General features: G+C 74.5%; 21 protein-coding genes and 2 tRNA genes. 8 read left to right on the forward strand and 15 right to left on the reverse strand.

Features of this window, described 5'->3' with window-relative positions; translation table 11 throughout:
* The first annotated feature begins 104 nt into the window (after positions 1-104).
* A complete protein-coding gene (locus ACFY23_RS19020) occupies positions 105-677 on the forward strand; it encodes a DUF5709 domain-containing protein (protein WP_350683223.1) in 573 nt (190 codons plus the stop codon).
* A gap of 37 nt (positions 678-714) precedes the next feature.
* Here ACFY23_RS19020 and ACFY23_RS19025 read toward each other — a convergent pair whose 3' ends face one another.
* Both ACFY23_RS19025 and macS read right to left on the reverse strand, forming a co-directional pair.
* On the reverse strand, positions 715-1,362 hold the full coding sequence (locus ACFY23_RS19025; RefSeq protein ID WP_350683245.1) for a response regulator transcription factor: 648 nt from the start codon (positions 1,360-1,362) through the stop codon (positions 715-717).
* 124 nt (positions 1,363-1,486) lie between these two features.
* A complete protein-coding gene (gene macS / locus ACFY23_RS19030) occupies positions 1,487-2,617 on the reverse strand; it encodes a MacS family sensor histidine kinase (protein ID WP_350683225.1) in 1,131 nt (376 codons plus the stop codon).
* Positions 2,618-2,737: 120 nt separating this feature from the next.
* Between macS and ACFY23_RS19035 the strand changes: the two genes are divergently transcribed.
* Positions 2,738-3,205 (forward strand): ATP-binding protein, encoded by a 468-nt coding sequence (locus ACFY23_RS19035; RefSeq protein ID WP_350683227.1) that lies wholly within the window; start codon positions 2,738-2,740, stop codon positions 3,203-3,205.
* Between the two features lie 36 nt (positions 3,206-3,241).
* On the opposite strand, the gene ACFY23_RS19040 is transcribed toward ACFY23_RS19035, so the two are convergent.
* Positions 3,242-4,180 (reverse strand): ribose-phosphate pyrophosphokinase, encoded by a 939-nt coding sequence (locus tag ACFY23_RS19040; protein ID WP_350683229.1) that lies wholly within the window; start codon positions 4,178-4,180, stop codon positions 3,242-3,244.
* A gap of 91 nt (positions 4,181-4,271) precedes the next feature.
* Between ACFY23_RS19040 and glpK the strand changes: the two genes are divergently transcribed.
* Complete coding sequence (gene glpK, locus ACFY23_RS19045) at positions 4,272-5,756, forward strand: glycerol kinase GlpK (protein WP_350683231.1); 1,485 nt, start codon at positions 4,272-4,274, stop codon at positions 5,754-5,756.
* Here the strand turns inward: glpK and ACFY23_RS19050 are convergent.
* From ACFY23_RS19050 to ACFY23_RS19060, 3 genes are read right to left on the reverse strand one after another with little or no spacing between them, the layout of a single operon-like run.
* Positions 5,753-6,934 (reverse strand): hypothetical protein, encoded by a 1,182-nt coding sequence (locus ACFY23_RS19050; RefSeq protein WP_350683233.1) that lies wholly within the window; start codon positions 6,932-6,934, stop codon positions 5,753-5,755. The genes glpK and ACFY23_RS19050 overlap by 4 nt on opposite strands.
* Complete coding sequence (locus ACFY23_RS19055; protein ID WP_350683235.1) at positions 6,931-7,428, reverse strand: SigE family RNA polymerase sigma factor; 498 nt, start codon at positions 7,426-7,428, stop codon at positions 6,931-6,933. Before ACFY23_RS19055 ends, ACFY23_RS19050 begins: the two co-directional genes overlap by 4 nt.
* Positions 7,429-7,485: 57 nt before the next feature.
* A complete protein-coding gene (locus ACFY23_RS19060; RefSeq protein WP_350683237.1) occupies positions 7,486-8,319 on the reverse strand; it encodes a phosphoribosylaminoimidazolesuccinocarboxamide synthase in 834 nt (277 codons plus the stop codon).
* A 167-nt stretch (positions 8,320-8,486) separates the two neighbouring features.
* Between ACFY23_RS19060 and ACFY23_RS19065 the strand changes: the two genes are divergently transcribed.
* Positions 8,487-9,818, forward strand: a complete 1,332-nt coding sequence (locus ACFY23_RS19065) for an extracellular solute-binding protein (RefSeq protein ID WP_350819003.1) — start codon at positions 8,487-8,489, stop codon at positions 9,816-9,818.
* Between the two features lie 31 nt (positions 9,819-9,849).
* Here the strand turns inward: ACFY23_RS19065 and ACFY23_RS19070 are convergent, their stop codons facing one another.
* The 7 genes from ACFY23_RS19070 to ACFY23_RS19100 all read right to left on the reverse strand — a co-directional run bounded on the left by ACFY23_RS19070 (position 9,850) and on the right by ACFY23_RS19100 (position 16,547).
* The gene (locus tag ACFY23_RS19070) at positions 9,850-10,098 is read right to left on the reverse strand and encodes a hypothetical protein (RefSeq protein ID WP_350686375.1); all 249 of its coding nucleotides are present in this window, start codon (positions 10,096-10,098) and stop codon (positions 9,850-9,852) included.
* Positions 10,099-10,228: 130 nt separating this feature from the next.
* Positions 10,229-10,302 (reverse strand) — tRNA-Met (locus tag ACFY23_RS19075).
* A 218-nt stretch (positions 10,303-10,520) separates the two neighbouring features.
* Positions 10,521-10,597, reverse strand: a tRNA-Met gene (locus ACFY23_RS19080).
* A 98-nt stretch (positions 10,598-10,695) separates the two neighbouring features.
* Entirely contained in the window at positions 10,696-11,619 is a 924-nt protein-coding gene (locus ACFY23_RS19085) for a hypothetical protein (protein ID WP_350686373.1), read from the reverse strand.
* Positions 11,609-12,118: a SigE family RNA polymerase sigma factor gene (locus ACFY23_RS19090; protein WP_350686371.1), complete on the reverse strand. Its 510-nt coding sequence runs from the start codon at positions 12,116-12,118 to the stop codon at positions 11,609-11,611. Before ACFY23_RS19090 ends, ACFY23_RS19085 begins: the two co-directional genes overlap by 11 nt.
* Before the next feature lie 165 nt (positions 12,119-12,283).
* Entirely contained in the window at positions 12,284-15,310 is a 3,027-nt protein-coding gene (locus ACFY23_RS19095) for a UPF0182 family protein (RefSeq protein WP_350686369.1), read from the reverse strand.
* Between the two features lie 223 nt (positions 15,311-15,533).
* Positions 15,534-16,547, reverse strand: coding sequence for a PDZ domain-containing protein (locus tag ACFY23_RS19100; protein WP_350686368.1), 1,014 nt, complete (start codon positions 16,545-16,547; stop codon positions 15,534-15,536).
* 113 nt (positions 16,548-16,660) lie between these two features.
* Between ACFY23_RS19100 and ACFY23_RS19105 the strand changes: the two genes are divergently transcribed.
* The gene (locus ACFY23_RS19105; protein ID WP_350686367.1) at positions 16,661-17,959 is read left to right on the forward strand and encodes a zinc-dependent metalloprotease; all 1,299 of its coding nucleotides are present in this window, start codon (positions 16,661-16,663) and stop codon (positions 17,957-17,959) included.
* 210 nt (positions 17,960-18,169) lie between these two features.
* Here ACFY23_RS19105 and ACFY23_RS19110 read toward each other — a convergent pair whose 3' ends face one another.
* The gene (locus tag ACFY23_RS19110; RefSeq protein ID WP_350819001.1) at positions 18,170-18,784 is read right to left on the reverse strand and encodes a hypothetical protein; all 615 of its coding nucleotides are present in this window, start codon (positions 18,782-18,784) and stop codon (positions 18,170-18,172) included.
* Positions 18,785-18,947: 163 nt separating this feature from the next.
* Positions 18,948-19,478, reverse strand: coding sequence for a M48 family metallopeptidase (locus tag ACFY23_RS19115; RefSeq protein WP_350687257.1), 531 nt, complete (start codon positions 19,476-19,478; stop codon positions 18,948-18,950).
* A gap of 513 nt (positions 19,479-19,991) precedes the next feature.
* Here ACFY23_RS19115 and ACFY23_RS19120 point away from each other — a divergent pair.
* The 3 genes from ACFY23_RS19120 (at position 19,992) to ACFY23_RS19130 (ending at position 23,102) form a co-directional block, all read left to right on the forward strand.
* On the forward strand, positions 19,992-20,159 hold the full coding sequence (locus ACFY23_RS19120) for a DUF5679 domain-containing protein (RefSeq protein WP_165945332.1): 168 nt from the start codon (positions 19,992-19,994) through the stop codon (positions 20,157-20,159).
* A 278-nt stretch (positions 20,160-20,437) separates the two neighbouring features.
* Positions 20,438-21,487, forward strand: a complete 1,050-nt coding sequence (locus ACFY23_RS19125) for a hypothetical protein (protein WP_350687255.1) — start codon at positions 20,438-20,440, stop codon at positions 21,485-21,487.
* A gap of 268 nt (positions 21,488-21,755) precedes the next feature.
* Positions 21,756-23,102 carry an AarF/ABC1/UbiB kinase family protein gene (locus ACFY23_RS19130; protein ID WP_350682263.1) on the forward strand — a complete coding sequence of 449 codons (1,347 nt, stop codon included), beginning with the start codon at positions 21,756-21,758 and terminating at the stop codon, positions 23,100-23,102.
* Positions 23,103-23,175: the final 73 nt, after the last annotated feature.

Raw genomic sequence — 23,175 nt, forward strand, 5'->3', positions numbered from 1 at the left:
CGGCCGCCCCGATCCTGCCCGTCCGTTCCCGAGGGCGACGTTTCCGCCCGGATGGCCACGCCCGGCACCGGTTACGCCGGGAGGGCAGTGGGTAGTGGTCAGCCATGCGCGACGACCAGTACCCGACCCCCGTGTCCGACCCCGAGGCGGAGGGCCTGCCCGACACCGCCGACGACGACTCGACCGCCAACGACGACGTCCTGACGGGGCGCGAGGCGGACGGACCGGAGCCGGCGCAGCTGCCGGGCGACCGGACGCCGGTGGCGGTGGACCGGTACGGGACCACCGCCGAGGAGCAGCTCGACGGCGAGTCGCTGGACTACAAGCTCGACCGGGAGCAGCGCGAACGCCCGGCCGACGACCCGCTGGCCGGCCCCGTCGACCCGGACATCGCCGCCGAGGCCGACAGCGAGGAGGCGGCGGCGCAGGCCCAGCTCGACGCGGACGTGATGGAGCCGGGGCCCACCTCCGACCCGCACTCGCCGGTCTCCCTCTACGACCACGGCAAGCTCGGCACCGTCGGTGACGCCCAGGTCGGCCGGCTCGTCGAACCGGACGAGGGGGCGCACACCGACCAGGAGACCGACTCGGTCGCGTACGACGCCGGGTCGGCCGGCGGCGGGGCGAGCGCCGAGGAGCTGGCCATCCACGAGACGCGCCCGCCGCACTCGGTCTGAGTCGGCCCAGGGCTGCCGGGCGAGGTCCCGGCAGCCCTCAGTCGTCCAGGCCCCGCTCGATCGCGTACCGGGTCAGCTCGACCCGGTTGTGCAACTGGAGCTTGCCCAACGTGTTCTGCACGTGGTTCTGCACCGTGCGGTGGGACAGCCCCAGCCGGTCGGCGATCTGCTTGTAGGACATCCCCTTGGCCACCAGGCGCAGCACCTCGGTCTCCCGGTCGGTGAGCCGGGGCGCCGGGTCCCGGCCCGCCGCCGGCGCGGCCCCGGCCGGGGCGGCGGCCAGCCGGCGGTACTCGCCGAGGACCAGCCCGGCCAGGCCGGGCGTGAAGACCGGCTCCCCCGCCGCCGTCCTGCGCACGGCGTCGAGGAACTCGGCCGGCGCGGCCGACTTCACCAGGTAGCCGGTGGCGCCCGCCTTCACCGCGTCCAGCACGCTCTGCTGCTCGCCGCTGGCCGACAGCATCAGCACCCGCACCTCCGGCAGCACGGCGCGCAGCCCGCGGATCACCTCCACCCCGGAGACGTCCGGCAGTTGCAGGTCGAGGACCACCACGTCGGGCCGGGCGGCGGCGGCCACCCGGACGGCCTGCCGGCCCTCGCCGCTCGTCGCGACGACGACGTGGCCGGCCTCGGTGAGGTCCCGGGCCACCCCTTCCCGCCACATCGGGTGGTCGTCGACCACCATCACGCGCACGCCCGTCACGGCACTCCCTTCGTCAACGACCGCGGGACCCGGCATGCCCGGCCGCGCTCCCCCCGCTCACCGTGCCCTCGTCGTACCGGGGACCGCAGGCCCACGCCGGCCGTGCTCACCGTGCCGTCTCCCTCGGGACGGTCAGTTCCACCTCCGTGCCGGTACCCGGCGCGGAGGTGATCCGCACCGTGCCGCCGAGGTCGGCGAGGCGACCACGGATGGACCGGGCGACGCCGAGCCGCCCCTCGGCCGCGGCCTCGGCCAGGCGGCCGTCCGGGAATCCCGGCCCCTCGTCGCGGACGGAGACCGTCACCGTCGCCCCCTCGTCCTCGATCAGCACCCAGGCCCGCCCGTCCGCGTGCCGGGCGACGTTGTCCAGCGCGGCGGCGGTCGCCGCCGCCAGTTCGTGGGCCACCGGGCCGGGCAGCGGCACCGGGGTGGCCGGCGCGGACAGCGAGACGGTCGCCGAGGCGTACCGGCCGACCAGCGCCCGCAGGTCCACCGGCCCGGTGTCGGCGCCCGCGCCGGCCGGCGCGGCGCCGGCGATCAGGGCGCGCAGCGCGGCTTCCTGCTCCCCCGCGAGCCGGGCCAGCTCGCCGGCCTCGCCGTCCAGGTGGGCGCCGCGCCGCTGCACCAGCGCGAGCACCTGGAGGACGCCGTCGTGGATGTCCCGGGCCAGCCGCTCCCGCTCCCGGGTGGCCGCCTCCAGCTCCACCGCCCGGTGCAGCCGCTCCTCGGCGGTCACCGCCAGCCGGGCGACGTGCCCGACGACGACCCCGGCGAGCAGCAGCAGGATCACCCCGGTGAGCGAGGACTGGCCGACCCGTTCGCGGGTGGCGAGGTCCACCGCGCCGACCGCCAGGGCGGCCACCGTGCCCCGGCGCCGCCCGCCGGAGACGGCCCAGGCGAGCACCGGGCCGGCCAGCCAGGCCACCGCCAGGGTCGGCACCCCGGCGGCGAGCGCCGCACGCCCGACCACCCACGGGCTGACCAGCAGGATGCCGAGGACGACGGCGAGGTCCGCGGCGAGCAGCGGCCAGCCCCGCCGGGCCGGACGGGCGTAGCCGACGGCGGTCACCCCGGTCCAGGCCGCCATCAGCAGGACCAGACCGCCGGCCGCGAGGGGGTGGGCGTACCGGTCGACGTGCCGGAGCGCCAGCACGCAGACGTACGCCAGAGACGTCACCCGGAACACGGCGATGGCCCGCCAGAGCGGGACCTCGAAACCACCGGGCGGCGTCGGCACGGTCGTCACGATGCCACAGCCCGCCCGGCGGCCGGCGGGCCGGCGGATGCACGCCGGGCAGCGCTGGCGTACGGTGGGATTTCCGCAACAAGTTCTGTGATCGGCTGTCGGGACGGGGCCATGACGAGTGCAGAATCCCCGGTACCGCGTACGGTTGTGCCCATCGAACCTTCCCTCCTGATCGCCGAGGCCTTCGACCAGGCCCAGGTGACCGAGTTGCGACACTCGGTCACGTCCTGCGCGCACGCCGCCGGTCTGGCCGGCCAGCGCCTGGACGACTTCGTGCTGGCGGTCAACGAGCTGATCACGAACGCGGTCCGGCACGGCGGGGGCCGGGGCTGGCTGCGGCTGTGGCGGAAGACGGGTCTGCTCGTCTGCGAGGTCTCCGACCACGGCGGGGGAATCAGCGCGCAGCGGCTCGGCGAGCGGGCCCGCCCCGCGCCGGACACCGCCGGCGGGTGGGGCCTCTGGTTGGCCCGGGAGCTGAGCGACAGCATGGAGGTCGAGACCGGCGCCGCCGGCACGACCGTACGGATCAGCGCCACCGTCGGCGCCCCGGAGCACATCGGCCGCCACCGCCGCGACTGACCGTGGCGCTCGACGGCGGCCGGGTCGAATCCCCGCTCAGGCGAAGAGGGCGCTGACGGACTCGCCGTTGTGGATGCGGCGCATCGCCTCGGCGAGGGCCGGTGCCACCGAGAGGACCTCGAGCTTCGGCACCCGCTTGTCGGCCGGGATCGGCACGGTGTTGGTGCACACGATCTCCAGCACGCCCTCCTGCTCGCTGAGCCGCTGGAGCGCGCCGCTGGAGAAGAGGCCGTGCGTGCAGGCCAGCCGGATCGAGCGGACCTTCCGCTCGCGCAGGTGCTCCATCAGCTCGATCACCGTGCTGCCCTTGGCGATCTCGTCGTCCAGCACGATCACGTCCCGGTCGGCCACGTCGCCGATCACCGCGCTGATCTTGACCAGGTCGTCGCTGAACCGCTGCTTCGCCCCGGCCGCCACCGGCGTGCCGAGCCGGCGGGCGAACGCCGCGGCCTCCTTGGCGTTGCCCAGGTCCGGCGAGACCACCACCGTGTTGCTCAGGTCGTAGCGGCTGAAGTGGGCGGCCAGCTCGCGCAGCGCGTGCAGGTGGTCGACCGGCACGCTGAAGAAGCCGTGCACCTGGGGCGAGTGCAGGGTCATCGCCAGCACCCGGTCCGCGCCCGCCGAGGTGAGCAGGTCGGCGACGAGCCGCCCGCCGATGGAGATGCGCGGCGCGTCCTTCTTATCCGACCGGGCGTACGCGTAGTGCGGCAGCACCACGGTGATCCGGCCGGCGGAGGCGCCCCGGGCCGCGTCGATCATGAGCAGCAGCTCGACCAGGTTCTCCTGCACGGGCGGCACCAGCGGCTGGATCAGGAAGACGTCCCGCTCCCGGCAGTTGGCCTGCAACTGGACTTCCAGGCAGTCGTTGGCGAACCGGGAGACCCGCACCGGGTGCAGCGGCACACCGAGGTGGGCACAGATCTCGGCGGCGAGGTCGGGATGGGCGGTTCCACTGAAAACGGCGATGTCACGCACGTCTGCACATCGTACGGACGGCACCCGGGCCGGGCCCCGGTCGGGGCCGCGCCGGTCGGCGGGGCGCGGCCGGTCCGGGTACGGTGCTGCCGTGACCCCCCAGTACGTCGCCGCCATCGACCAGGGCACCACCTCCTCACGGTGCATCGTCTTCGACCGGGCCGGGGAGATCGTCTCCGTGGCGCAGCGGGAGCACCGGCAGGTCTTCCCCCGGCCGGGCTGGGTGGAGCACGACGCCGAGGAGATCTGGGCCAACGTGCAGCAGGTGGTCCGGGAGGCGCTGCACGCCGCCGGCACCGACGCCGCCGGGCTCGCCGCCGTGGGCATCACCAACCAGCGGGAGACCACCCTCGTCTGGGACCGGGCCACCGGGCGGCCGGTGGCCAACGCGATCGTCTGGCAGGACACCCGCACCGGGCCGCTGCTGCGCGAGCTGGCCCAGGCGTACGGCGAGGAGTGGTTCCGCTCCCGCACCGGCCTGCCGCTGGCCACCTACTTCGCCGGGCCGAAGCTGCGCTGGCTGCTGGCGCACGTCGACGGGCTGCGCGAGCGTGCCGAGGCCGGCGAGGTGCTCTTCGGCACGATGGACAGCTGGCTGGTCTGGAAGCTGACCGGCCGGCACGTGACCGACGTGACCAATGCCAGCCGCACCATGCTGATGGACCTGACCACCCTCGACTGGGACCCGGAACTGCTCGACGCGATGGGCGTGCCGGCCGCCATGCTGCCGGAGATCCGCAGCTCCGCGGAGGTCTACGGGGAGGCGACCGGGGTGCTGGCCGGGGTGCCGGTGGCCAGCGCGCTCGGCGACCAGCAGGCCGCCCTGTTCGGGCAGACCTGCTTCCAGCCGGGCGAGGCGAAGTGCACCTACGGCACGGGCAGCTTCCTGCTGCTCAACACCGGCGCCAGCCCGGTCACCTCGTCGCACGGCCTGCTCACCACGGTCGCCTACCGGATCGACGGCCAGCCCGCGGCGTACGCGCTGGAGGGGGCGATCGCGGTCACCGGCTCGCTGGTGCAGTGGCTGCGGGACAACCTCGGGCTGATCTCCACCGCCCCCGAGGTGGAGGAGTTGGCGGGCACCGTTGACGACAACGGCGGCTGCTACGTCGTACCGGCCTTCTCCGGGCTGTTCGCCCCGCACTGGCGCAGCGACGCGCGGGGCGTGATCGCAGGGCTGACCGGCTACATCACCAAGGGGCACCTGGCCCGGGCGGTGCTGGAGGCGTCGGCCTGGCAGACCCGCGAGGTGGTCGACGCGATGAACGCCGACTCCGACGTGGCGCTGCGCCGGCTCCGGGTCGACGGCGGCATGACCGCGAACGGGCTGCTCATGCAGTTCCTCGCCGACGTGCTCGACGTGCCGGTGGTCCGCTCCCGGATCACCGAGACCACCTGCCTCGGCGCCGCGTACGCGGCCGGCCTGGCAGTCGGCTTCTGGCCGGACCTGGCGACGCTGCGCGCCAAGTGGCGCTCCGACGCGCAGTGGGAGTCGACCATGGACCCGGCCCACCGCGAGCGCGAGCTGCGCAACTGGCGCAAGGCCGTCGAGCGCACCCTCGACTGGGTGGACTAGTCGGGAAATTTCGCCCGCATGCTGTAGCCGGTCTTCAGTGGCCGCATCATCTGCGCGAGGAGCGTCATGGTGAGTGCCGCCCGTCGCACCCCGTTGTCCAACCCCAGCTCGGAACAGCCGCTGTAGGTGACCCGGACCGGCGTCTCGCCGTCCGGGCCGCGCACGAGGAGCAGGGCGTCGTAGCGGGCCAGGTCGTGCCGGCAGTCGTTTCCGGCGAGGTCGGGGTTGCCGCCGGGCCGTGCCCTGTTGAGCGCGCTCGCGAGGGTGGCCGCGTCGGAGCCGGTCAGCCGGGCCGACGTCCGGAGCCGGTCACCGTGCACCCCGTCCCTCTCCTCCCCGTAGGCGCAGATGGCGATCGAGGACGGATCGGCCGGGACGAAGGGGGTGCGGCCAGGGAGCATGGCCACCTCGGGCACCGGGGCGCCGGACCTGTCCTGCTCCGGCGGCGGGGCCGAGGCGACAAACGGGCGGCGGGTGGCGCAGCCGATGTGGTCGGTCTCCACCAGCCGGAGGCTGTCGAGGATCCGCCGCGTGGTGGCCTCGTCCCGGGTCCGCACGGTCACCGCGACCTGCCGCGCCGGGACGGTGATGGTACCGGCGTACCGCCCGTCGGGCAGCCGCCCCTCGGCGCGGACGGCGGGCACCCCGCCCACGTCGACGGCCCGCTCCGGCAGCGTGACGGCGACTGGCCGCCCGCTCGGCTGCCTGGCGGGCAGTTCGGTCAGCGGGCCGCCGCCCGGCCGCTCGCCGATTTCCGCGAGCTCCTTGTGGGCCGGCTCCGGGGTGAAGCAGATGGGCTGCGGGCCGACACCCCGTACCACGCTCGGCGCGCCGGTCATCCCGCAGCCGGAGTCGTTGACCGTCCAGTGAGCCGGCACCCGGATCTCCGCGCCGAGGGAGCTCTCCCAGCGCCAGTTTGCGGTCGCCGCCCGGTCCTCGGCCGCCACGTCCACGGCAGGGGGGCGGGCCGGACGCTCGCCGGTCAGCGCCGGCACCACCCCCACGGTGACGAGCACCGCCACGGCCGCCGCCCCGGCCCCGGCCGCCCGGGCCCGGCGACGCCGCCGGGCCACCCGCGCCCGCACCGCCCCGGTCAGGTCCCGCGCGCCCCCGTCGGCCTCGGCCTCGTGGCTGAGGAACGTGTCCTGGAGCAGCGTCTCGACGTCGTACCGGCTCATGGCAGCGCCTCCCGATCGATCGTGGGCACCGTGGCCCGGAGCGTGGCGAGGGCCCGGGCAGCCTGCGACCGCACGGTGGCCGGGGCGCAGCCGAGGACCTCGGCGATCTGGGTGTCGGAGAGGTCCTCGTAGTAGCGCAGCACCAGCACCGCCCGCTGGCGGCGCGGCAGCCGGCGCAGCAGCGCCCAGGCGGCGTCGCGCGCCGCGTGGCTGCCGGCGTCGTCCGGGCCGGCCGCCCCGTCAGCGGGGGCGGCCACCGGCAACTCGCGCGAGGAGAGCCGCCGCCACCAGCGCAGGTTCTCGTTGACCAGGACCCGCTTGAGGTACGCCTCGGGCCGGCTCATCCCGGCCACCCGCGCCCACCGCACGTACGCCTTGGCCAGCACCGACTGCACCAGGTCCTCGGCCTGGTGCCGGTCCCCGGTGAGCATCAACGCGAACCGCAGCAGGGCTGCCCCGCGGGCGGTCACGAACTCCTCGAACGTCGGCTGCATGGCACCTCCGCCCCAGAAAGTCCGTGGGGCGGCCGAGGCGCTGCACCGGTCGGGAAATCAGTCCCAGCGGTTGCCGGTGAGCTTCTCGTAGACGTCGACGTAGCGGGCCCGGGTCGCCTCGACCACCTCGGCCGGCACCTCGGGCGCCGGGGCCTGCTTGTCCCAGCCGCTCTCCACCGCCCAGTCCCGGACGTACTGCTTGTCGTACGAGAACTGCGCCCGGCCCGGCTGGTACGACTCGGCCGGCCAGAACCGCGACGAGTCGGAGGTGAGCAGCTCGTCGCCGATCATGAGGGTGCCGTCGGGCGCCCAGCCCAGCTCGATCTTGGTGTCGGCGACCAGGATCCCCCGGTCGGCGGCCAGCTCGGCGCCCCGGCGGTAGACGTCGATGGTGATCTGGCGCAGCCGCTCGGCGGTCTCGGCGCCGACCTTGTCCACCACCTCGGCGAAGGTGATCGGCTCGTCGTGCTCCCCCACCGGCGCCTTGGTCGACGGGGTGAAGATCGGCTCGGGCAGGATGGACGCCTCAACCAGGCCGCGCGGCAGTTCCACGCCGGAGACCGCACCCGTGCGCTGGTACTCCTTGAGGCCGCCGCCGGTCAGGTAGCCCCGGGCGACGCACTCCACGGGCACCATCTCCAGCCGCCGGCAGCGGATGGCCCGGCCGGCGAACTCCGCCGGCACGTCGGTGGCGGAGATGACGTGGTTCGGCACCAGGTCGGACAGCTGCTCGAACCACCAGACGGAGAGCGCGGTGAGCAACTTGCCCTTGTCGGGGATCGGCGTCGGCAGCACCACGTCGTAGATCGAGATGCGGTCGGAGGCGACCAGGATCAGGTCGTCGCCGTCGGCGTAGACGTCCCGTACCTTGCCCGAGTGCAGAAGTTCCACGCGCCCTAGTACACCATGCGACCTGCGTACGGCCTGCGGCGGTGGCGGACCGCGTCGATGCCGACGACCGCGGGCGCGGCGGTGTGGCCGGACGGACGTTGACACCCTCCCGCGCCGCCTGCGTGAATGATCCGGCCGCCCGCCCACCCGGCCCACCAGGAGACTCCGTGCCCGCTGCCCGCTCCCCGCTTCCCCGTCACGGGGCGGACCCGGGCCGGCGGCGGGTGCTCGCCGCGCTGCTGGGGGCGCCCGTGCTCGCCACCGGCGGGCTCACCGGGTGCAGCGAGGAGCAGGCGGCCCCGGCGGAGAGCGGCCCGATCGAGCTGTCGGTCTTCTGGTACGGCGGGGCGAAGCGGGCCGAGCTCACCGAGCGGGTGCTGCGGCTCTACACGGACCGCAACCCCCAGGTCGGCTTCCGGATCACCTGGCAGGGCGTCGACGGCTACTACGACCGGCTGGCCACCCAGGCCGCGGGCGGCAACGTGCCCGACCTGATCCAGGTCGACGACAGCATGCTCGCCGAGTACGCCCGCCGCGAGATCGTCCTGGACCTCACCGGCTACGTCGCCGACCACCGGCTGGACCTGCGGAGCCTGCCCCCGGGCCTGGTCCGCTACGGGCAGGTCGACGGGCGGACGGTGGGCGTCGCCGCGGGGCAGACCGCCGCCGCGCTGGTCCACAACCGCACGCTGCTGCGCCGGCTGGGCGTGCCCGAGCCGGACGGCGAGATGACCTGGCCGGAGTACGTCGCCTGGGCACGACGGGTAACCCAAGCCAGCGAGGGCCGGGTGGCCGGCACGATGGACGCCTCCGGCGACTACCGCGCGTTCTGGCACTGGCTGCGCGGCCAGGGCGGTGAGCTGTACCGGGGCCGGCAGCTCGGCTTCGGCGCCGACGCGCTGGTCGAGTGGTTCGAGCTGTGGCGGCGCGCCCGGTCCGGCCGGGCCACCCCGAGCGCGGCCCTGGTCGAGCAGGCCGACAGCGGCGAACCGGCCCGGCAACTGGTGGTCACCGGCGCCGCGGCCGCCTCCTTCGCCTGGTCGCACCAGCTTCCGGAGCTCCAGCGGCTCACCGGCGCCGACCTCGGCCTGGCCGCCCTGCCCGGCCCGCCGGCGGCTCAGTGGGCGCGGGCGTCGATGTACTGGGCGGGCTTCCGCGGCACGCGCCATCCCGCCGTGGTGGCGGACGTGATCAACTTCCTGACCGGCAACGGCGAGGTGGGCGCGGTGCTCGGTCACGAACGCGGGCTCAGCCCCAGCCTCGCCGTCCGCCGCTACGTGGAGGACAGCATCACCGACCCGGCGCAGCGGCGCGCGGCGGCGTTCGGCGCTGCCCTGGACGACCGGTTGGGGCCGGCGCCCGGCCCGCCGCCGCAGGGCCACCCCCGGGTGCGCACGCTGCTGTTGGATGCCGCCGAGAGCATCCGCGGCGGGGCGGCCGACAGCCGGGCGGCGACGTCGCAATTCATGGCCAGGGCGGAAGCCGCCCTGGCCGGATAGCCGCCGTCCCGCAGGCGTCGACCCGTCCGGCTCAGCGGGGCGGGCCGCCGCGCCGGTTGCGCATCATCCGCAGCACCAGGAAGACGATCACGGCGACCACGACGAGGCAGCAGAGCAGGCCGAGGAAGCCGAAGCCGCCACCGCGGCGTCGCCGCGCGGCCTCCACCACCAGCTCACCGGTGCCGGTGGACGCCCAGGCCGCGACGGGCACGAACACCGACAGCACGACGGCGCCGAAAACGGCGCTGATCCGGCCCCACCACTTACCGAAGGAAGACATGCTGACATCCTCGCCGACAACCGCAACCGTGGCACGGCAAGCGGCCGGGAACCCTCGGATCCCGGCGGGTGCGGTCGGGTCCGGAGACGCCGAGAGACCCCGGAGTGATCTCCGGGGTCTCTCGCCAGAGTAGCGGGGACAGGATTTGAACCTGCGACCTCTGGGTTATGAGCCCAGCGAGCTACCGAGCTGCTCCACCCCGCGTCGGCTCACCTACTCTATCGCATGCCCCGCCCCGATGATCAGCGGGACCCCCGATCCCAACCGGATTCGTCCCCGGGCCCGCACCACCGAGGCAGCCGGGGTTGCCTGACCCAGGCCCGGCTCCGGCTTCCGGGTCGCCTCCGGCCCCGGGCCGGAGCCCGGTTCTTGCCCCGAAACGCGGAACGGCCCCGAGGATGTTCCTCGGGGCCGTTCCGACGTGGTAGCGGGGACAGGATTTGAACCTGCGACCTCTGGGTTATGAGCCCAGCGAGCTACCGAGCTGCTCCACCCCGCGTCGGCTCGTACACCGTATCCCACCAACCCCGGCCGCCGCAAAACGACTCCCGACCGGGGGGTCCGGGCCGCGCGCCGCCGCCCGGACCGCCGTACGGCTCAACCCAGCCAGTCCTCGATCGCGCCGACCGCCCGCCGGCTGTCGGCGTCGACCTGGGACCGTTCGGCCGAGGTGCCCTCCCAGCCCTGCTCCCAGAGCACGGTCACCACGTCCCCGACCCGGATCGCCCGGATCAGCCGGACCTCCTCGCCGCCCGTCGGCTCGCCCTCGACGTCCCGGCCCGGCGTCCGGATCTCGAACAGCACCGAGTCGTCGCCGAATCCGCCGTCGGCCAGCAGCCGCAGCCGCGAGGTGGACGGGTTGCCGCCGCTCACCCCCGGCTGCTCCGGGCAGGCCCGCACCGCCGCCCGCAACTCCCCCAGGAAGTCGTCGGCCCGCCCCGGGCGGTAGACGGTGACGCTGTGCGCGTAGCTGCCGTCGGGGACGTACCCCCGCGGGGTCTGCGGCAGCTTGTAGGCCAGGTTGCGGGTGCGGCGCTGCACGATCCCGGCGTCGCTCGGGTACCGGGCGTCGCAGAGCTTCGGCAGCGCCGTGGTGTCGCGGAAGACCGGGTCGATGCCCGTCCGGTTCGCGGCCGCCTGGACGAAGAACGCCCGGTCCGGAATCGAGGCGGGCGTACGGGGCGGCGCGGCGCCGGTGCTCCCCGCCGTCGTCGCGGGCGCGCCCGTCGCCGGTGGCGTGCTCGTCGCCGCCGCGGACGGGGACGGGGTGGGCGCCGGGGCGGTCGCCGTCGGTGCCGGGGTGCCGGCGGGCGGCGGAAGGGGGGCGGCGTCCCCGGCCAGCACCAGCCGGGTGCCGGTGGCCACCCCACCGACCAGCAGTGCCGTCGCTAGCGCCGCACCGGTGATCCGGACCCGGGCCCGCCGGTCGGCGCGCCGCCGCACCTGCTCGGGGGCGGCCAGGGTACGGCCGTCGGCACCCTCGGCGAGCGACCGGTAGAAATCGGACAGTTTACGCGACATCGTTCGCCTCCAGCTCCTCGACGGACAGGTCGGGCAGCAGCGTGGCCAGCCGGGCCCGCCCCCGCGCCAACCAGGACTTCACGGTGCCGGTCGGTACCTGCGTCTCCTGGGCGATGTCCCGCACCGACATGTCGAAGAGGTAGTGCAGGGCGAGCGCCTGCCGCTGGGCGGCCGGCAGTTGACGCAGCGCGCCCACCAGCAGCACGCCGTCCTCGCCCGGCGGCGGCACCGGCTCCGGCGGCCCCGTACGGCTCAGCATCGCGCGCCAGCCGTGCAGCCGGCGCCACCGGTCGGTGGCCAGCCGCGCGACCACCAGCCGCAGCCACGCCTCCGGCGCCGGGTGGGTGGTCAGCCGGCCCCACTGCCGCCAGGCCCGGGCGTACGCCTCCTGCACGAGGTCCTGCGCCTCGGTGTGGTCACCCACCACCGCGTAGCCGTAGCGGAGCATCCGCCGCGAGGTGCTCCGGTAGAACTCGTCGAAGCTTGTTGCGTCCCTCATCTCCCGACCACGCTCCCCCGGCCGTTCCCGCCTCTTGCAGGGAAGACGGCGTCAGGAGAGGGCGGGTTGCGGGGGTCGGGCCGCCGGTCGGGAAAGCGACAGCGCCCCCGGCGCCGCGGACCGGATCGGTCCGCGGGCCGGGGGCGCTGCGGCGGGTGGCCGGGGTCAGCCGCTCGGCGTCGGTGCGGCGCTGCCGCTGGCCGCCGGGGACGCCGGCGGGCTGCCGCTGGGCGTGGCGCCGGGCGTCGGGGCGGCCGCCGCCCGCTGGGCCTGCTGGAAGGCGGTGAGCGCCTCGTCCAGCGCCTTCAGCGCGCGCCCGTACCGCTCGAAGTCGCCGGACGTCTGCGCGGCCCGAACCTCCGTGATGGCGGTCTGCACCCGGTCGGCCGCCTCGGCCAGCTCACCGGTCAGCGCGGGCGGCGTCCCGCCCGGCGGGGTGCCGCCGGGAGGGGTGCCGCCGGGCGGCGGTGGCGCACCCGGGGCGGCGGCCTGCTTGCCCTGCTCGACGAGCTGCTTGATGCCCTCCGCGACGTTGTTGGCCAGCACCACGTAGGAGCCGCCGTCGCCGTAGGACATCAGCACCCGCTGCAACAGCGGCGGCGCGTTCTGCGCGGCGGTCTTCACGTAGACCGGCTCGACGTAGAGCATGCCGTCGCCGAACGGCAGGGAGAGCAGGTTGCCGTACTGCACCTGCGCCTGCGCGGACTGGAGCAGGTTGAGCTGCTGTCGGATGGTGGCGTTGTTCGTCATCGACTGGTGCACCTGCACCGGGCCGGAGACCCGCGTCTGGTCGGGCAGGTCGAGCACCTCCAGCTTCGGCTGCCCGTCGACGTACGACCCGGAGATCAGCGCGGCGAGGTTCTCCCGGCCGTTCGGGGTGACCGCCGAGGTGAGCTGGAAGCGCGGCGACTCCTGGCCGGGGAACTGCGTGAACAGGTAGTACGGCGGCTGCTTCTGGCCGGTGTCGGGGGCGTCCGGCACGTTCGGCACCTGCCAGAAGTCCTGCGCCGAGTAGAAGTCGCCGGGGTCGGTCACGTGGAACCGGGTCAGCAGGTTGCGCTGCACCTTGAACAGGTCGGACGGGTAGCGGAAGTGCTCGGCCAGCTCCACCGGGGTCTCCGACTTCGGCACCACCAGGTCGCCGCCGAACGCCTTGTTCCACGCCTTGAGCACCGGGTCGGTCTCGTCGAACTCGTAGAGCCGGACGGTGCCGTCGTACGCGTCGACGGTGGCCTTGACCGAGTTGCGGATGTAGTTGACGTTCTCCCGGGCGAGCTGGAACGTGCCCCGACCGGTCAGCTCGTCGGCCGTCTGCTCCTGGAGGTTGATCCGCTCGGCGTACGGGTACGTCGCCGCCGTGGTGTAGCCGTCGATGATCCACTGGATCCGGCCGTCCACCACCGCCGGGTACGGGTCGCCATCCAGGGTCAGGAACGGGGCGACCTTCTCCACCCGGTCCCGCGGGTTGCGCACGTAGAGCAGCTTGGAGTTGTCGTTGACCGCGTCGGAGAGCAGGAAGTTCGACTCCTGCTCCTTGATCGCGTAGAGCAGCCGGCGGGTGAACGAGCCGATCTCGACGCCGCCCTCACCGGTGTAGGTGTAGGACTCGCCGCCCTCGCCGACGGGCCGGTCGAACTCCGCCTTCCGCTCCGGGTCGGTCTGGCCGACGATCGCGTAGTCGCCCTCGTCCATCCGCTCGCCGTAGTAGATCCGGGGCTGCTTCGCCGGGACCTGCTCGGTCTGCGCGGCGCACTGCTCGTTCGTCTGCGCCTGGCCCTCCTGCTTCTGCTGTTCCTGGGGGTCGCCGAGGAAGCCGGAGACGAAGAACGGCTGACCGCCGCAGACCACCCGGCTGCCCGGCGCCGCCACGAGGCCGTAGCCGTGGGTGTAGACGGTGTGCCGGTTGATCCAGGTGTTCTGCTGGGGGGTCAGCTGCCGGTAGTTGACCTCGCGGAGGCCGACCACGTAGTCCTGCACCTTGCCGTTGACCGCGTACCGGTCGACGTCCAGCTTCTCGCCGAAGTCGTAGAACTGCCGGACCTGCTGGCGCTGGGTGTACGTCTCGGAGACCAGTTGCGGGTCGAGCAGCCGGATGTTCGGCACCACGGAGGTGTCCGTGGCCAGGCTCGCCGGCGGGGTCAGGTTGCTCGCCGCGTACGGCGTGGTGGTGGCCCCCTCCAGCCCGAACGCCGCCCGGGTGGCCTTGATGCTGCGCTCGATGTAGGGCGCCTCCTTCTCCTTGGCGCTCGGCTTGACCTCGAAGGTCTGGACCGCCCAGGGGTAGACGCCGCCGATGGCGACCGCGGAGACGCCGAGCAGGGCGAGCGAGATGCCGGGCCAGACCAGGTTCCGCATCCACGCGTTGGAGAAGACGATGATCGCGATGGCCACCACGATGGAGATGTACGCGAGGATCTCCTTGGCCGGCAGCAGCGCGTTGACGTCGGCGTAGCCGGCGCCGTAGACGTTGGCGCCGTCGTTGTACTCCAGCAGCATCGCCCGCCGGTCCAGCACGTACGCGACGGCCTTGAGCAGGACGAAGACCGCGACCAGCGTGCTCAGGTGGGCCCGGGCGGCGTTGGTCATCCGGTCGCCGACGCCCTGGAGCCGGACGCCGCCGAAGATGTAGTGCACGGCCAGCGCGCCGACCACGGACAGCACCACCGCGGTGAAGCCGACCCCGAGCAGGTAGCGCCAGAACGGCAACTGGAAGACGTAGAAGCCGATGTCCACCCCGAACTCCGGGTCCTCGACGCCGAAGTCCCCGCCGTTGCGGAAGAGCAGCCACTGGTTCCACCGGCTCTGCGCCGACAGCCCGGCGAAGAGGCCCACCACGCTGGCGACCAGCGCGATCCACAGGCCGAGCCGGGGGCTCAGCAGCATCCGGTAGCGCTCCAGGGTGGCCTGCTCCGGCGAGTGCGGCCGCATCCGGGGGCGCAGCCGGTGGGCCAGCCAGAGGTTGCCGCCGACGATCACGGCCATGCCGAGGCCGACGGCGAGGAAGAGCAGCAGCCGGGTCGCCAGCACGCCGGTGAAGACCTGCGTGTAGCGGACCTCGTCGAACCACAGCCAGTCCGTCCACGCCTGGACACCCCAGCCGAGCAGGGTGAAGAGCACGAACACCCCGACCAGCACACCGATCGTGACGCGTCCGCGTCGGCTCATCCTCGGCAGGGGGCTGCTGCTACGCATGACCACTGTTGGCTCCGCACGCTCGATGTGATCGGCTCCGACCAGGCACCCAGAGTACGGGGTGTTCCTGAACGTGTCGGTCCAAGGTCACGCGGCGACCACGCGGGGCCGCCCCGCGCCGGCCGACGGCGCCCACCGCGGCGACCGGGCGCGCACCTGATCGGCGCGTGCTCCCCGACGCGACGGGGTCGGCGGCGGCGACGGGACCGGCCGCGCGCGGCGGTCAGCAGCGGGTCGGCTGGCCGCCGGCGCGCAGCGTCTCCAGGGCGGTCAGCGCCTCGTCCAGCGAGCCGACCCGCAGCAGCGGCAGGCCGGGCTGCGGGTTGCGGACGGCCTCGGCGCAGTTGTCCGCCGGCACCAGGAACGCCACGGCGCCGGCCTCCTTCGCGCCCACCAGCTTCTGCGCGATGCCGCCGATGGGGCCGACCCGGCCGGCGTCGTCGATGGTGCCGGTGCCGGCGATGATCTTCCCGCCGGTCAGGTCCTCCGGGGTCAGCTTGTCCACGATGCCGAGGGCGAACATCAGGCCGGCGCTCGGCCCGCCGATGTCCTCCAGGTCGATGTTGAGGGTGAACGGGTGCGGCTGCTGCTGCTCGATCTCGACGCCGATGCGGGGCCGGCCGTCCTGCTCCCGGCTGGTCACCTTCGCCGTGGCGGCGGCGCCGCCCCGGGTGTAGCCGATCTCCAGCGCGGTCCCGGCGGGCTTGGCCCGGATCAGCTCGGTGAGCCGGGCGGCCACCGGCACCGGCTGCCCGTCCACCGAGGTCAGCACGTCGCCGGGCTTGAGCACCCCGGCGGCCGGGCCGTCGCCGGCCACGGTCTTGACCACCACCTGGACCGGGTACCCCAGCTCGCTCAGCGCCGCGGTCTCCGCGCTGGTCTGCGAGACCTTGAAGTCCTCCGCGTTGCGCTCCTCGACCTCCTCGCGGCTCTCCCCGGGCGGGTAGACCAGCTCGCGCGGCACGACCGCCTCGTCGTCGGAGAACCAGCCCTGGATCGCCGAGCGCAGCTTGACCGTGGGCTGTACCCCGACCGTGGTCAACCGGAGCTGCCCGGCGGACGTGGACGTCTCCCGGCCGGAGACCTGGATGACCTCCTTGCCGTTCTCCTTGCCCAGCGTGTTCACGGTCGGCCCGGGGCCGAGCACCACGTACGGGATGGGCGCGCCGAGCACGCCGATGCTGAGCAGGGTGGTGAGCAGAGCACCGAGCAGGACGGTCACGCCGCGACGTCTCATGCGGCAGAGCGTACCGACCGGGGTGGGGCGCGCCGGCGGGTGAACCACGACTTCGCCCTCAGCGCAACGCCAGCGGCGGCGACCTGGGGCGCGGCGCGCGTACCGTAGACGTCGTGCCTGATATTCCGTTCGGTTTCGCGCTCCCGGGTGGGCAACCACCAGACCCCAACGATCCCGCGCAGATGCAGCAGTTCATGTCGCAGTTGCAGCACCTGCTCTCCGCGTCGGGCAGCGGGCCGGTCAACTGGGACCTGGCCCGGCAGGTGGCCGCCAGCCAGCTCGCCGCCGCCGGTGACCCGGCGGTCTCGCCCTACGAGCGCAACGCGGTGGAGGAGGCGCTGCGGCTCGCCGACCTGTGGCTGGAGCCGGCCTCCGCCCTGCCCTCGGGCATCCAGACCTCGGTGGCCTGGAACCGCAACGAGTGGATCTTCAAGACCCTCGACGTCTGGCGCAAGCTCTGCGACCCGGTGGCCAGCCGGATGGTCGGCGCGATGGGCGACCTGGTGCCGCCGGAGGCGCGCGCCCAGCTCGGCCCGATGCAGTCCATGGTCGCCACCCTCGGTGGCGCGCTCTTCGGCGGCCAGCTCGGCCAGGCGCTCGGCTCGCTCGCCGCGGAGGTGCTCTCCGCTGGCGACATCGGGCTGCCGCTCGGCCCGGCCGGCACGGCCGCGCTGATCCCGGCCAACATCCGGGCGTACGGCGAGGGCCTGGAGCTGCCGGAGGATGAGGTCCGCCTCTACGTGGCCCTGCGCGAGGCCGCCCACCAGCGGCTCTTCCAGCACGTGCCGTGGCTGCGCGGGCACGTGCTCAGCGCCGTGGAGATGTACGCGGCGGGCATCCGGGTCAACCGGGAGGCGATCGAGGAGGCGATGGGCCGGGTCGACCCGACCGACCCGGAGTCGATGCAGGCGATCGCGCTGGAGGGCATCTTCACCCCGGAGGACAGCCCGGCGCAGAAGGCGTCCCTGGCCCGGCTGGAGACGGCCCTGGCCCTGGTGGAGGGCTGGGTCTGCCACGTGGTGGACAGCGCGGCCGGCGGCCGGCTGCCCAGCGTGGTCAGCCTCGGCGAGGCGTTCCGCCGTCGCCGGGCGGCCGGCGGACCGGCCGAGCAGACCTTCGCGGCCCTCGTCGGCCTGGAACTGCGCCCGCGCCGGCTGCGCGAGGCGGCGGCGCTCTGGGCGGCGCTCACCGAGCACCGGGGCATCGCCGGCCGGGACGCCCTCTGGGGCCACCCCGACCTGCTCCCCTCGGACGCCGACTTCGCCGACCCGGTGGCCTTCGCGATGGCCCAGTTCGACCTCAGCGAACTGGAGAACTTCGACTTCACCGCGCCGGGCGGCCCCGAGGAGAAGGCCCCGGGCGAGCCGGAGCAGCGCCCGGACGACACCGAGGGCGGCGACGCCCGCCCCTGACCCGGGTCCACCGACGGGTGCCGCCCGACCCGCCCGGGTCGGGCGGCACGGTCAACGCCGCTCGCGCGGTGCCGTCGTGCCCCTCGTCGCGGTGTGGCCGCGACCCTCGTCGCCGTGCGGTCAGCGCCCGTCGCACGCTCCGGTCAGCGCCGCTCGCGCAATGCGGTCACGGCCTATCGCCGCCGGGTGCGCGTGGCCCTTCCGGTGCCGTCAGCAGGCTCGGCCGGTGCCGGAGAGCAGGGCGCGGGTGGTCTCCCAACCCTCCACGGCCGGGTCGAGGAAGGCCAGGTCGGCCGGCCCGCGCAGGCGGCGCCACGCCGGGGTGACCGCCACGTCGCCGGGGCGCGGCGCCGCCGCGCGCACGACCGCGGGCCGCGCGGTGTCCAGGTCCAGCGTCGGCAGCCACGCCGGCGCGGGCAGCCGCGCGGCCACGCCGAGCAGCCCCGGTCCGTCGCCCTCGACGGGCGCGACCGCCACCGGTCGGGTGGTGAGCGGGCGGAGCAGCTTGCCGATCGTCAGGCCCGGCACGTCGGGGGCGTCCCCGGCGACCACCGCCGCCTGGTCGTACCCGGTGCCGGCGAGGGCGGCGAAGACGGCGTTCGGGGTCGGCTCCGGCACCTCGTGGACGGCCGTGTCGGGCCAGACCACCGCGTCGGCCAGCCAGCGGTCCTCCGGTGTGACCGCGACCGCCGTCTCGACCTCGTTGAGCGTGGCGAACAGGTCGACCACGTCCTCGGCGAGCGCGGCCCGCCAGTCCACCGGATCGATGCCGGGCGGCGACCAGGTCACCGGTCCGAGCAACGCCACCACCACACGTCGGGTCACCCGCCGACCCTAGCCGGCACACCCGTCACGGGACGAGCGACGGCGCGGATGCGGGGCGGCGTCAGCCGGCCGGCGGAGGGCACCCACGGTGTGGCACGGGGTCACGGGCGAAGTGGGCCGGCCCGGCACCGGCGGGCCGACGACGGCGCGGGCGCGAGCGGCTTCAGTCGGCCAGCGGGGCGCCCGCGGCCGCGGCGACGCCCTCCAGGTAGCCGCGCGCCCGCTCCGTCTTGGGGTAGCGCGCGACGAGCGCCCAGAACCGGGCGTTGTGGCTGGGCACGATGAGGTGCGCGAGCTCGTGCAGGAGCACGTAGTCGATCACCCAGTCCGGCATGTCCTGGACGCGGTGCGAGATGCGGATCGTGCCGTCGGCGGGGGTGCAGGACCCCCAGCGGCCGTTCTGGTTGGTCACCCAGCGGATGCTCGTCGGCACCGCCTGCGTGCCGTGCTCGGCCAGATAGAGCTTGATCAGTCGGGTAGCCCGGGCGAGCAGCTCGGCGTCGGACCGGGCGAGGCGCCCCTCCCGGGCTGCCAGGCGGGCGAGCATGCGGTCGACCCACTCGCTCTCCTCGGCCCGGGAGAACTGGTCCGGTATGAGGACGACGACCCGCTCACCGTCGCGGTACGCGGACACCGTACGTCGCCGGCGCTGGCTGCGCCGTACTTCGACGACCGGCTTGCGCGCCCCTGCCATCAGCAGACCGCGCAGCCTCGGATTCCTGCCACGAAGGAAAGCTAATGCGTACTGACCAGGGGTCCGCAAGAGTCAACACGACGACACGCGCCCGGAAAATGGTGATTGGTCGGCAGAGTCCCGAAAAAACTTTGAACCGGCGGCCGTGAATCGCCGCCGTCACCCTTCGTGGCGGCCGGTGGCGGGCGTACGGCGACGCACCCCCACCGTAGGTGATCATCCCGCAGGGCGCAGCTCGGGGCCCCCGTGCGGGGGCATTCGACCGGGTTCGGTCGGCGTGTCCCCGCCAAACTGACTTATCAGACGTAATTCGCCATGCACACTCTCGACGTCGACTTGCTCACAGTGACGAAGCACAGCTGACATGGAACCGCCCACATCTGGGTAGGGTCCGCGGACCAGCGGTCACGACGGTGGCCGCGGGAGAACGACCCAGCGCCGGCGCCCGCGTGGCCCGCCGCCGGGCAACCCGCCGGGACGGCATCGGCCGGCGGACGAGACGAGGAGGGCACCGTGGCCGACCAGGCCCAGACCTACAACGGTTACTGCGTCAAGTGCAAGGAGAAGCGGGACTTCGAGGGACGCATCGAGGTCTCGAAGACCGGCATGAACATGGCCAAGGGCAAGTGTCCGGTGTGCGGCACAACAGTGAACCGCATCCTGGGCAAAGCGAAGGTCTGACCCGTACGGGTGCTTCGGAGGGGGTGGCCGCCGGCCACCCCCTCCGGCGTCCCCGCCCCTGATCCGGGTCACGGGCCACCACCCGAGCCGCCCGGCCCCCTCCCGGGGCCGGTCGCACGCTCCGCGATCCCCGCCCGGCCGACACTGTCGGCTCACCGACATGATTACCGGCCGGTTGTGGATATCGCGGGATTTCCTGTGGACAGCGCTGGACAGAGCGCCGCGCACCTGTGGACAACGATCGACGGACAGCACAGACGCGGTCACGATTCGTTGTCATGCACCGAGCCCCGCTCCCCCGCCCCACGCTGCTGCCCGGCCTCACCCGCCTCTGGCGGGACCGGCACACCCTCCAGCTCGGCGTCGAGCCGGGCCGCGCCGTACTGCTGGAGATCGCCGACCCCCGGGCGGCCCGGCTGCTCGACCTGCTCGACGGCACCCGCAGCGAGCGGCTGGTGCTGGCGCAGGCCGTCGCCGCCGACGTGGCGCCCGACGCGGCCCGCATCCTGCTCGACGCGCTGCGGGCCGCGGGGCTGGTCGTACCCGCGCACACGCTGCTGCCGAGGGACCTGGCCGGCCCGTCCCGGGCCCGGCTCGCCGCCGAGGCCGGGTCGCTCGCGCTGACCGCCGCCCGGCTGCCCGGCACGCCCGCCCAGGTGCTGCGCCGCCGGCTGGCCGCCCGGGTCGTGGTCACCGGGGCCGGCCGACTCGGCGCCCCGATCGCCCTGGCGCTGGCCCAGGCCGGGGTCGGGCACGTGCACCCGGACCTGACCGGCCCGGTGCGCCCGGCGGACCTGGTCGGCACCGGGATCCCGGCCGCCGCGATCGGCCGCCCGCTGGCCCCGGCGGTACGCGACGCCGTCGAGCGCGCCGCCCCGGGCACGGGCACGGGTCCGCTCCGGCCCGGTCGGGCCGACCTGGTCGTCCTGCTCGGCGCGGACCGTCCGGCCGCCCTGCTCGCCGCCGCGCACGCCCGGCGCCGCCAGCCCCACCTGGTGGTCGCCCTCCGGGAGGGCGTGCCCGTCGTCGGCCCCCTCGTCCGCCCGCCCGCCGGCCCCTGCCTGAACTGCCTCGACCTGCACCGGACGGACCTCGACCCGGACTGGCCGGCGCTGGCCGCCCAGCTCGCCGGCGGCGCGGAGCAGGCGTGCGCCACCGCGACGCTCCTCGCGGCCGGGGCGTACGCGGCGGCGGAGGCGCTCGCCCAACTCGACGGGAGCGCCCCGGAGACGCTCGGCTGCGCGGTGGAGGTCGCCGGGCCCGGCCGGTTCCGCCGCCGGGTGTGGCCCCCGCACCCCTCCTGCCTCTGCGCTCGGGGACGCCGGTGACCGCCGGCGGGCAGCTCGACAGGTGCCCGGGGGGACGTCGGTGGCCGCCCCGGCAGGTGCCCAGCAACGCCGGTGGCCGCCGCCGGTGGCCACTCCGGCGGGGCGCCCGGTGACCCGGATCCGCCACCCCGCAGGCCCGCAGCGCCTCGCGCCGGGGCGCGGCGACGGCCGTCCCGCGGACCCGGTCGGCGGCCCCGAAGGGCGGGGTCCACCACCCGGCCCGGCGGCAGAGCAGCCGCAGGCCCCCCGAGTCGGTAACAATGACCGGGTGACCGACATCCCGCGCCGGGCCGTGTCCCGGACCGCCAAGCTCGCCGCTCTGCCGCTCGGCTTCGCCGGTCGGACCGTCCTGGGCATGGGTAAGCGCGTCACCGGGCTCGCCTCCGACGTGATCTCCGCAGAGATCCAGCAGCGCACCGCCGAGCAGCTCTTCAGCGTGTTGGGGCAGCTCAAGGGCGGTGCCATGAAGTTCGGCCAGGCGCTGTCGGTCTTCGAGGCCGCCCTGCCCGAGGAGATCGCCGCCCCCTACCGGCAGGCGCTGACCAAGCTCCAGGAGGCCGCGCCGCCGCTGCCGGCGGCCAGTGTGCACAAGGTGCTCACCGAGCAGCTCGGCCCGGACTGGCGGGACCGGTTCGTGGAGTTCGACGACACGCCGGCCGCCGCGGCCAGCATCGGCCAGGTGCACCGGGCGGTGTGGCGGGAGTCGGGCTACGACCCCTCGGGCGCGCCGCACAGCCGCGACGTCGCCGTGAAGATCCAGTACCCGGGCGCGGGCGACGCCCTGCTCGCCGACCTCAAGCAGCTCTCCCGGCTGGGCGGGATGTTCCGGGCGATCCAGCCCGGGCTGGACGTCAAGCCGCTCCTGGTCGAGTTGCGGGAACGGATCACCGAGGAACTCGACTACGAGCTGGAGGCCGAGTCGCAGCGCGCCTTCGCCGCCGCGTACGCCGACGACCCGGAGATCCACATCCCGGCGGTGGTCTCCGCGTCGCCCCGGGTCCTGGTCACCGAGTGGGTCGAGGGCACCCCGCTGGCGGACATCATCCGCGACGGCACCGAGGAGCAGCGCGACGAGGCCGGCCGCCTGATGGCCATCCTGCACCTGTCCGCGCCCCAGCGGGCCGGGCTGCTGCACGCCGACCCGCACCCGGGCAACTTCCGGCTGCTGCCGGACGGCCGGCTCGGCGTGATCGACTTCGGCGCGGTGGCCCGGATGCCGGAGGGTACGCCCGAGCCGATCGGCCGGATCGCCGCGCTGGCCCTGCGGGGCGACGCCGACGACGTGGTGGCGGGCCTGCGCGCCGAGGGCTTCATCGCCTCCACCGAGGAGATCGACGCCCAGGCGGTGCTCGACTTCCTCCGTCCGATGCTGGAGCCCATCGCCACCGAGGAGTTCCGGTTCACCCGGGCCTGGCTGCGCGCCGAGGCGACCCGGCTGGCCAGCCCCCGCTCCCCCGCGTACCAGCTCAGCCGGCAGCTCAACCTGCCGCCGTCGTACCTGCTCATCCACCGGGTGACGCTCGGGTCGATCGGCGTGCTCTGCCAGTTGGAGGCGAAGGCGCCCTACCGGGGCATCCTGGAGCGCTGGCTACCGGGTTTCGCCCCGGCCCCCTGAGCGGTCGCCACGACGACGGAACGCGCCGAGGGGCGGTGGCCGAACCGGCCACCGCCCCTCGGGCATCGGTGTG

Origin of the sequence: Micromonospora sp. NPDC000121 (assembly GCF_042899165.1) — a bacterium.
Classification (GTDB): Bacteria; Actinomycetota; Actinomycetes; order Mycobacteriales; family Micromonosporaceae; genus Micromonospora.

Bases quoted from the DNA above. Each gene is read 5' to 3' on its own strand.
- ACFY23_RS19095 (WP_350686369.1), bottom strand. From the start codon at position 15,310: ATGCGTAGCAGCAGCCCCCTGCCGAGGATGAGCCGACGCGGACGCGTC.
- ACFY23_RS19055 (WP_350683235.1), bottom strand. From the start codon at position 7,428: ATGCAGCCGACGTTCGAGGAGTTCGTGACCGCCCGCGGGGCAGCCCTG.
- ACFY23_RS19070 (WP_350686375.1), bottom strand. From the start codon at position 10,098: ATGTCTTCCTTCGGTAAGTGGTGGGGCCGGATCAGCGCCGTTTTCGGC.
- ACFY23_RS19115 (WP_350687257.1), bottom strand. From the start codon at position 19,478: ATGGCAGGGGCGCGCAAGCCGGTCGTCGAAGTACGGCGCAGCCAGCGC.
- ACFY23_RS19020 (WP_350683223.1), top strand. From the start codon at position 105: ATGCGCGACGACCAGTACCCGACCCCCGTGTCCGACCCCGAGGCGGAG.
- ACFY23_RS19100 (WP_350686368.1), bottom strand. From the start codon at position 16,547: ATGAGACGTCGCGGCGTGACCGTCCTGCTCGGTGCTCTGCTCACCACC.
- ACFY23_RS19025 (WP_350683245.1), bottom strand. From the start codon at position 1,362: ATGGTGGTCGACGACCACCCGATGTGGCGGGAAGGGGTGGCCCGGGAC.
- ACFY23_RS19050 (WP_350683233.1), bottom strand. From the start codon at position 6,934: ATGAGCCGGTACGACGTCGAGACGCTGCTCCAGGACACGTTCCTCAGC.
- ACFY23_RS19085 (WP_350686373.1), bottom strand. From the start codon at position 11,619: ATGTCGCGTAAACTGTCCGATTTCTACCGGTCGCTCGCCGAGGGTGCC.
- ACFY23_RS19125 (WP_350687255.1), top strand. From the start codon at position 20,438: ATGCACCGAGCCCCGCTCCCCCGCCCCACGCTGCTGCCCGGCCTCACC.
- ACFY23_RS19035 (WP_350683227.1), top strand. From the start codon at position 2,738: ATGACGAGTGCAGAATCCCCGGTACCGCGTACGGTTGTGCCCATCGAA.
- ACFY23_RS19090 (WP_350686371.1), bottom strand. From the start codon at position 12,118: ATGAGGGACGCAACAAGCTTCGACGAGTTCTACCGGAGCACCTCGCGG.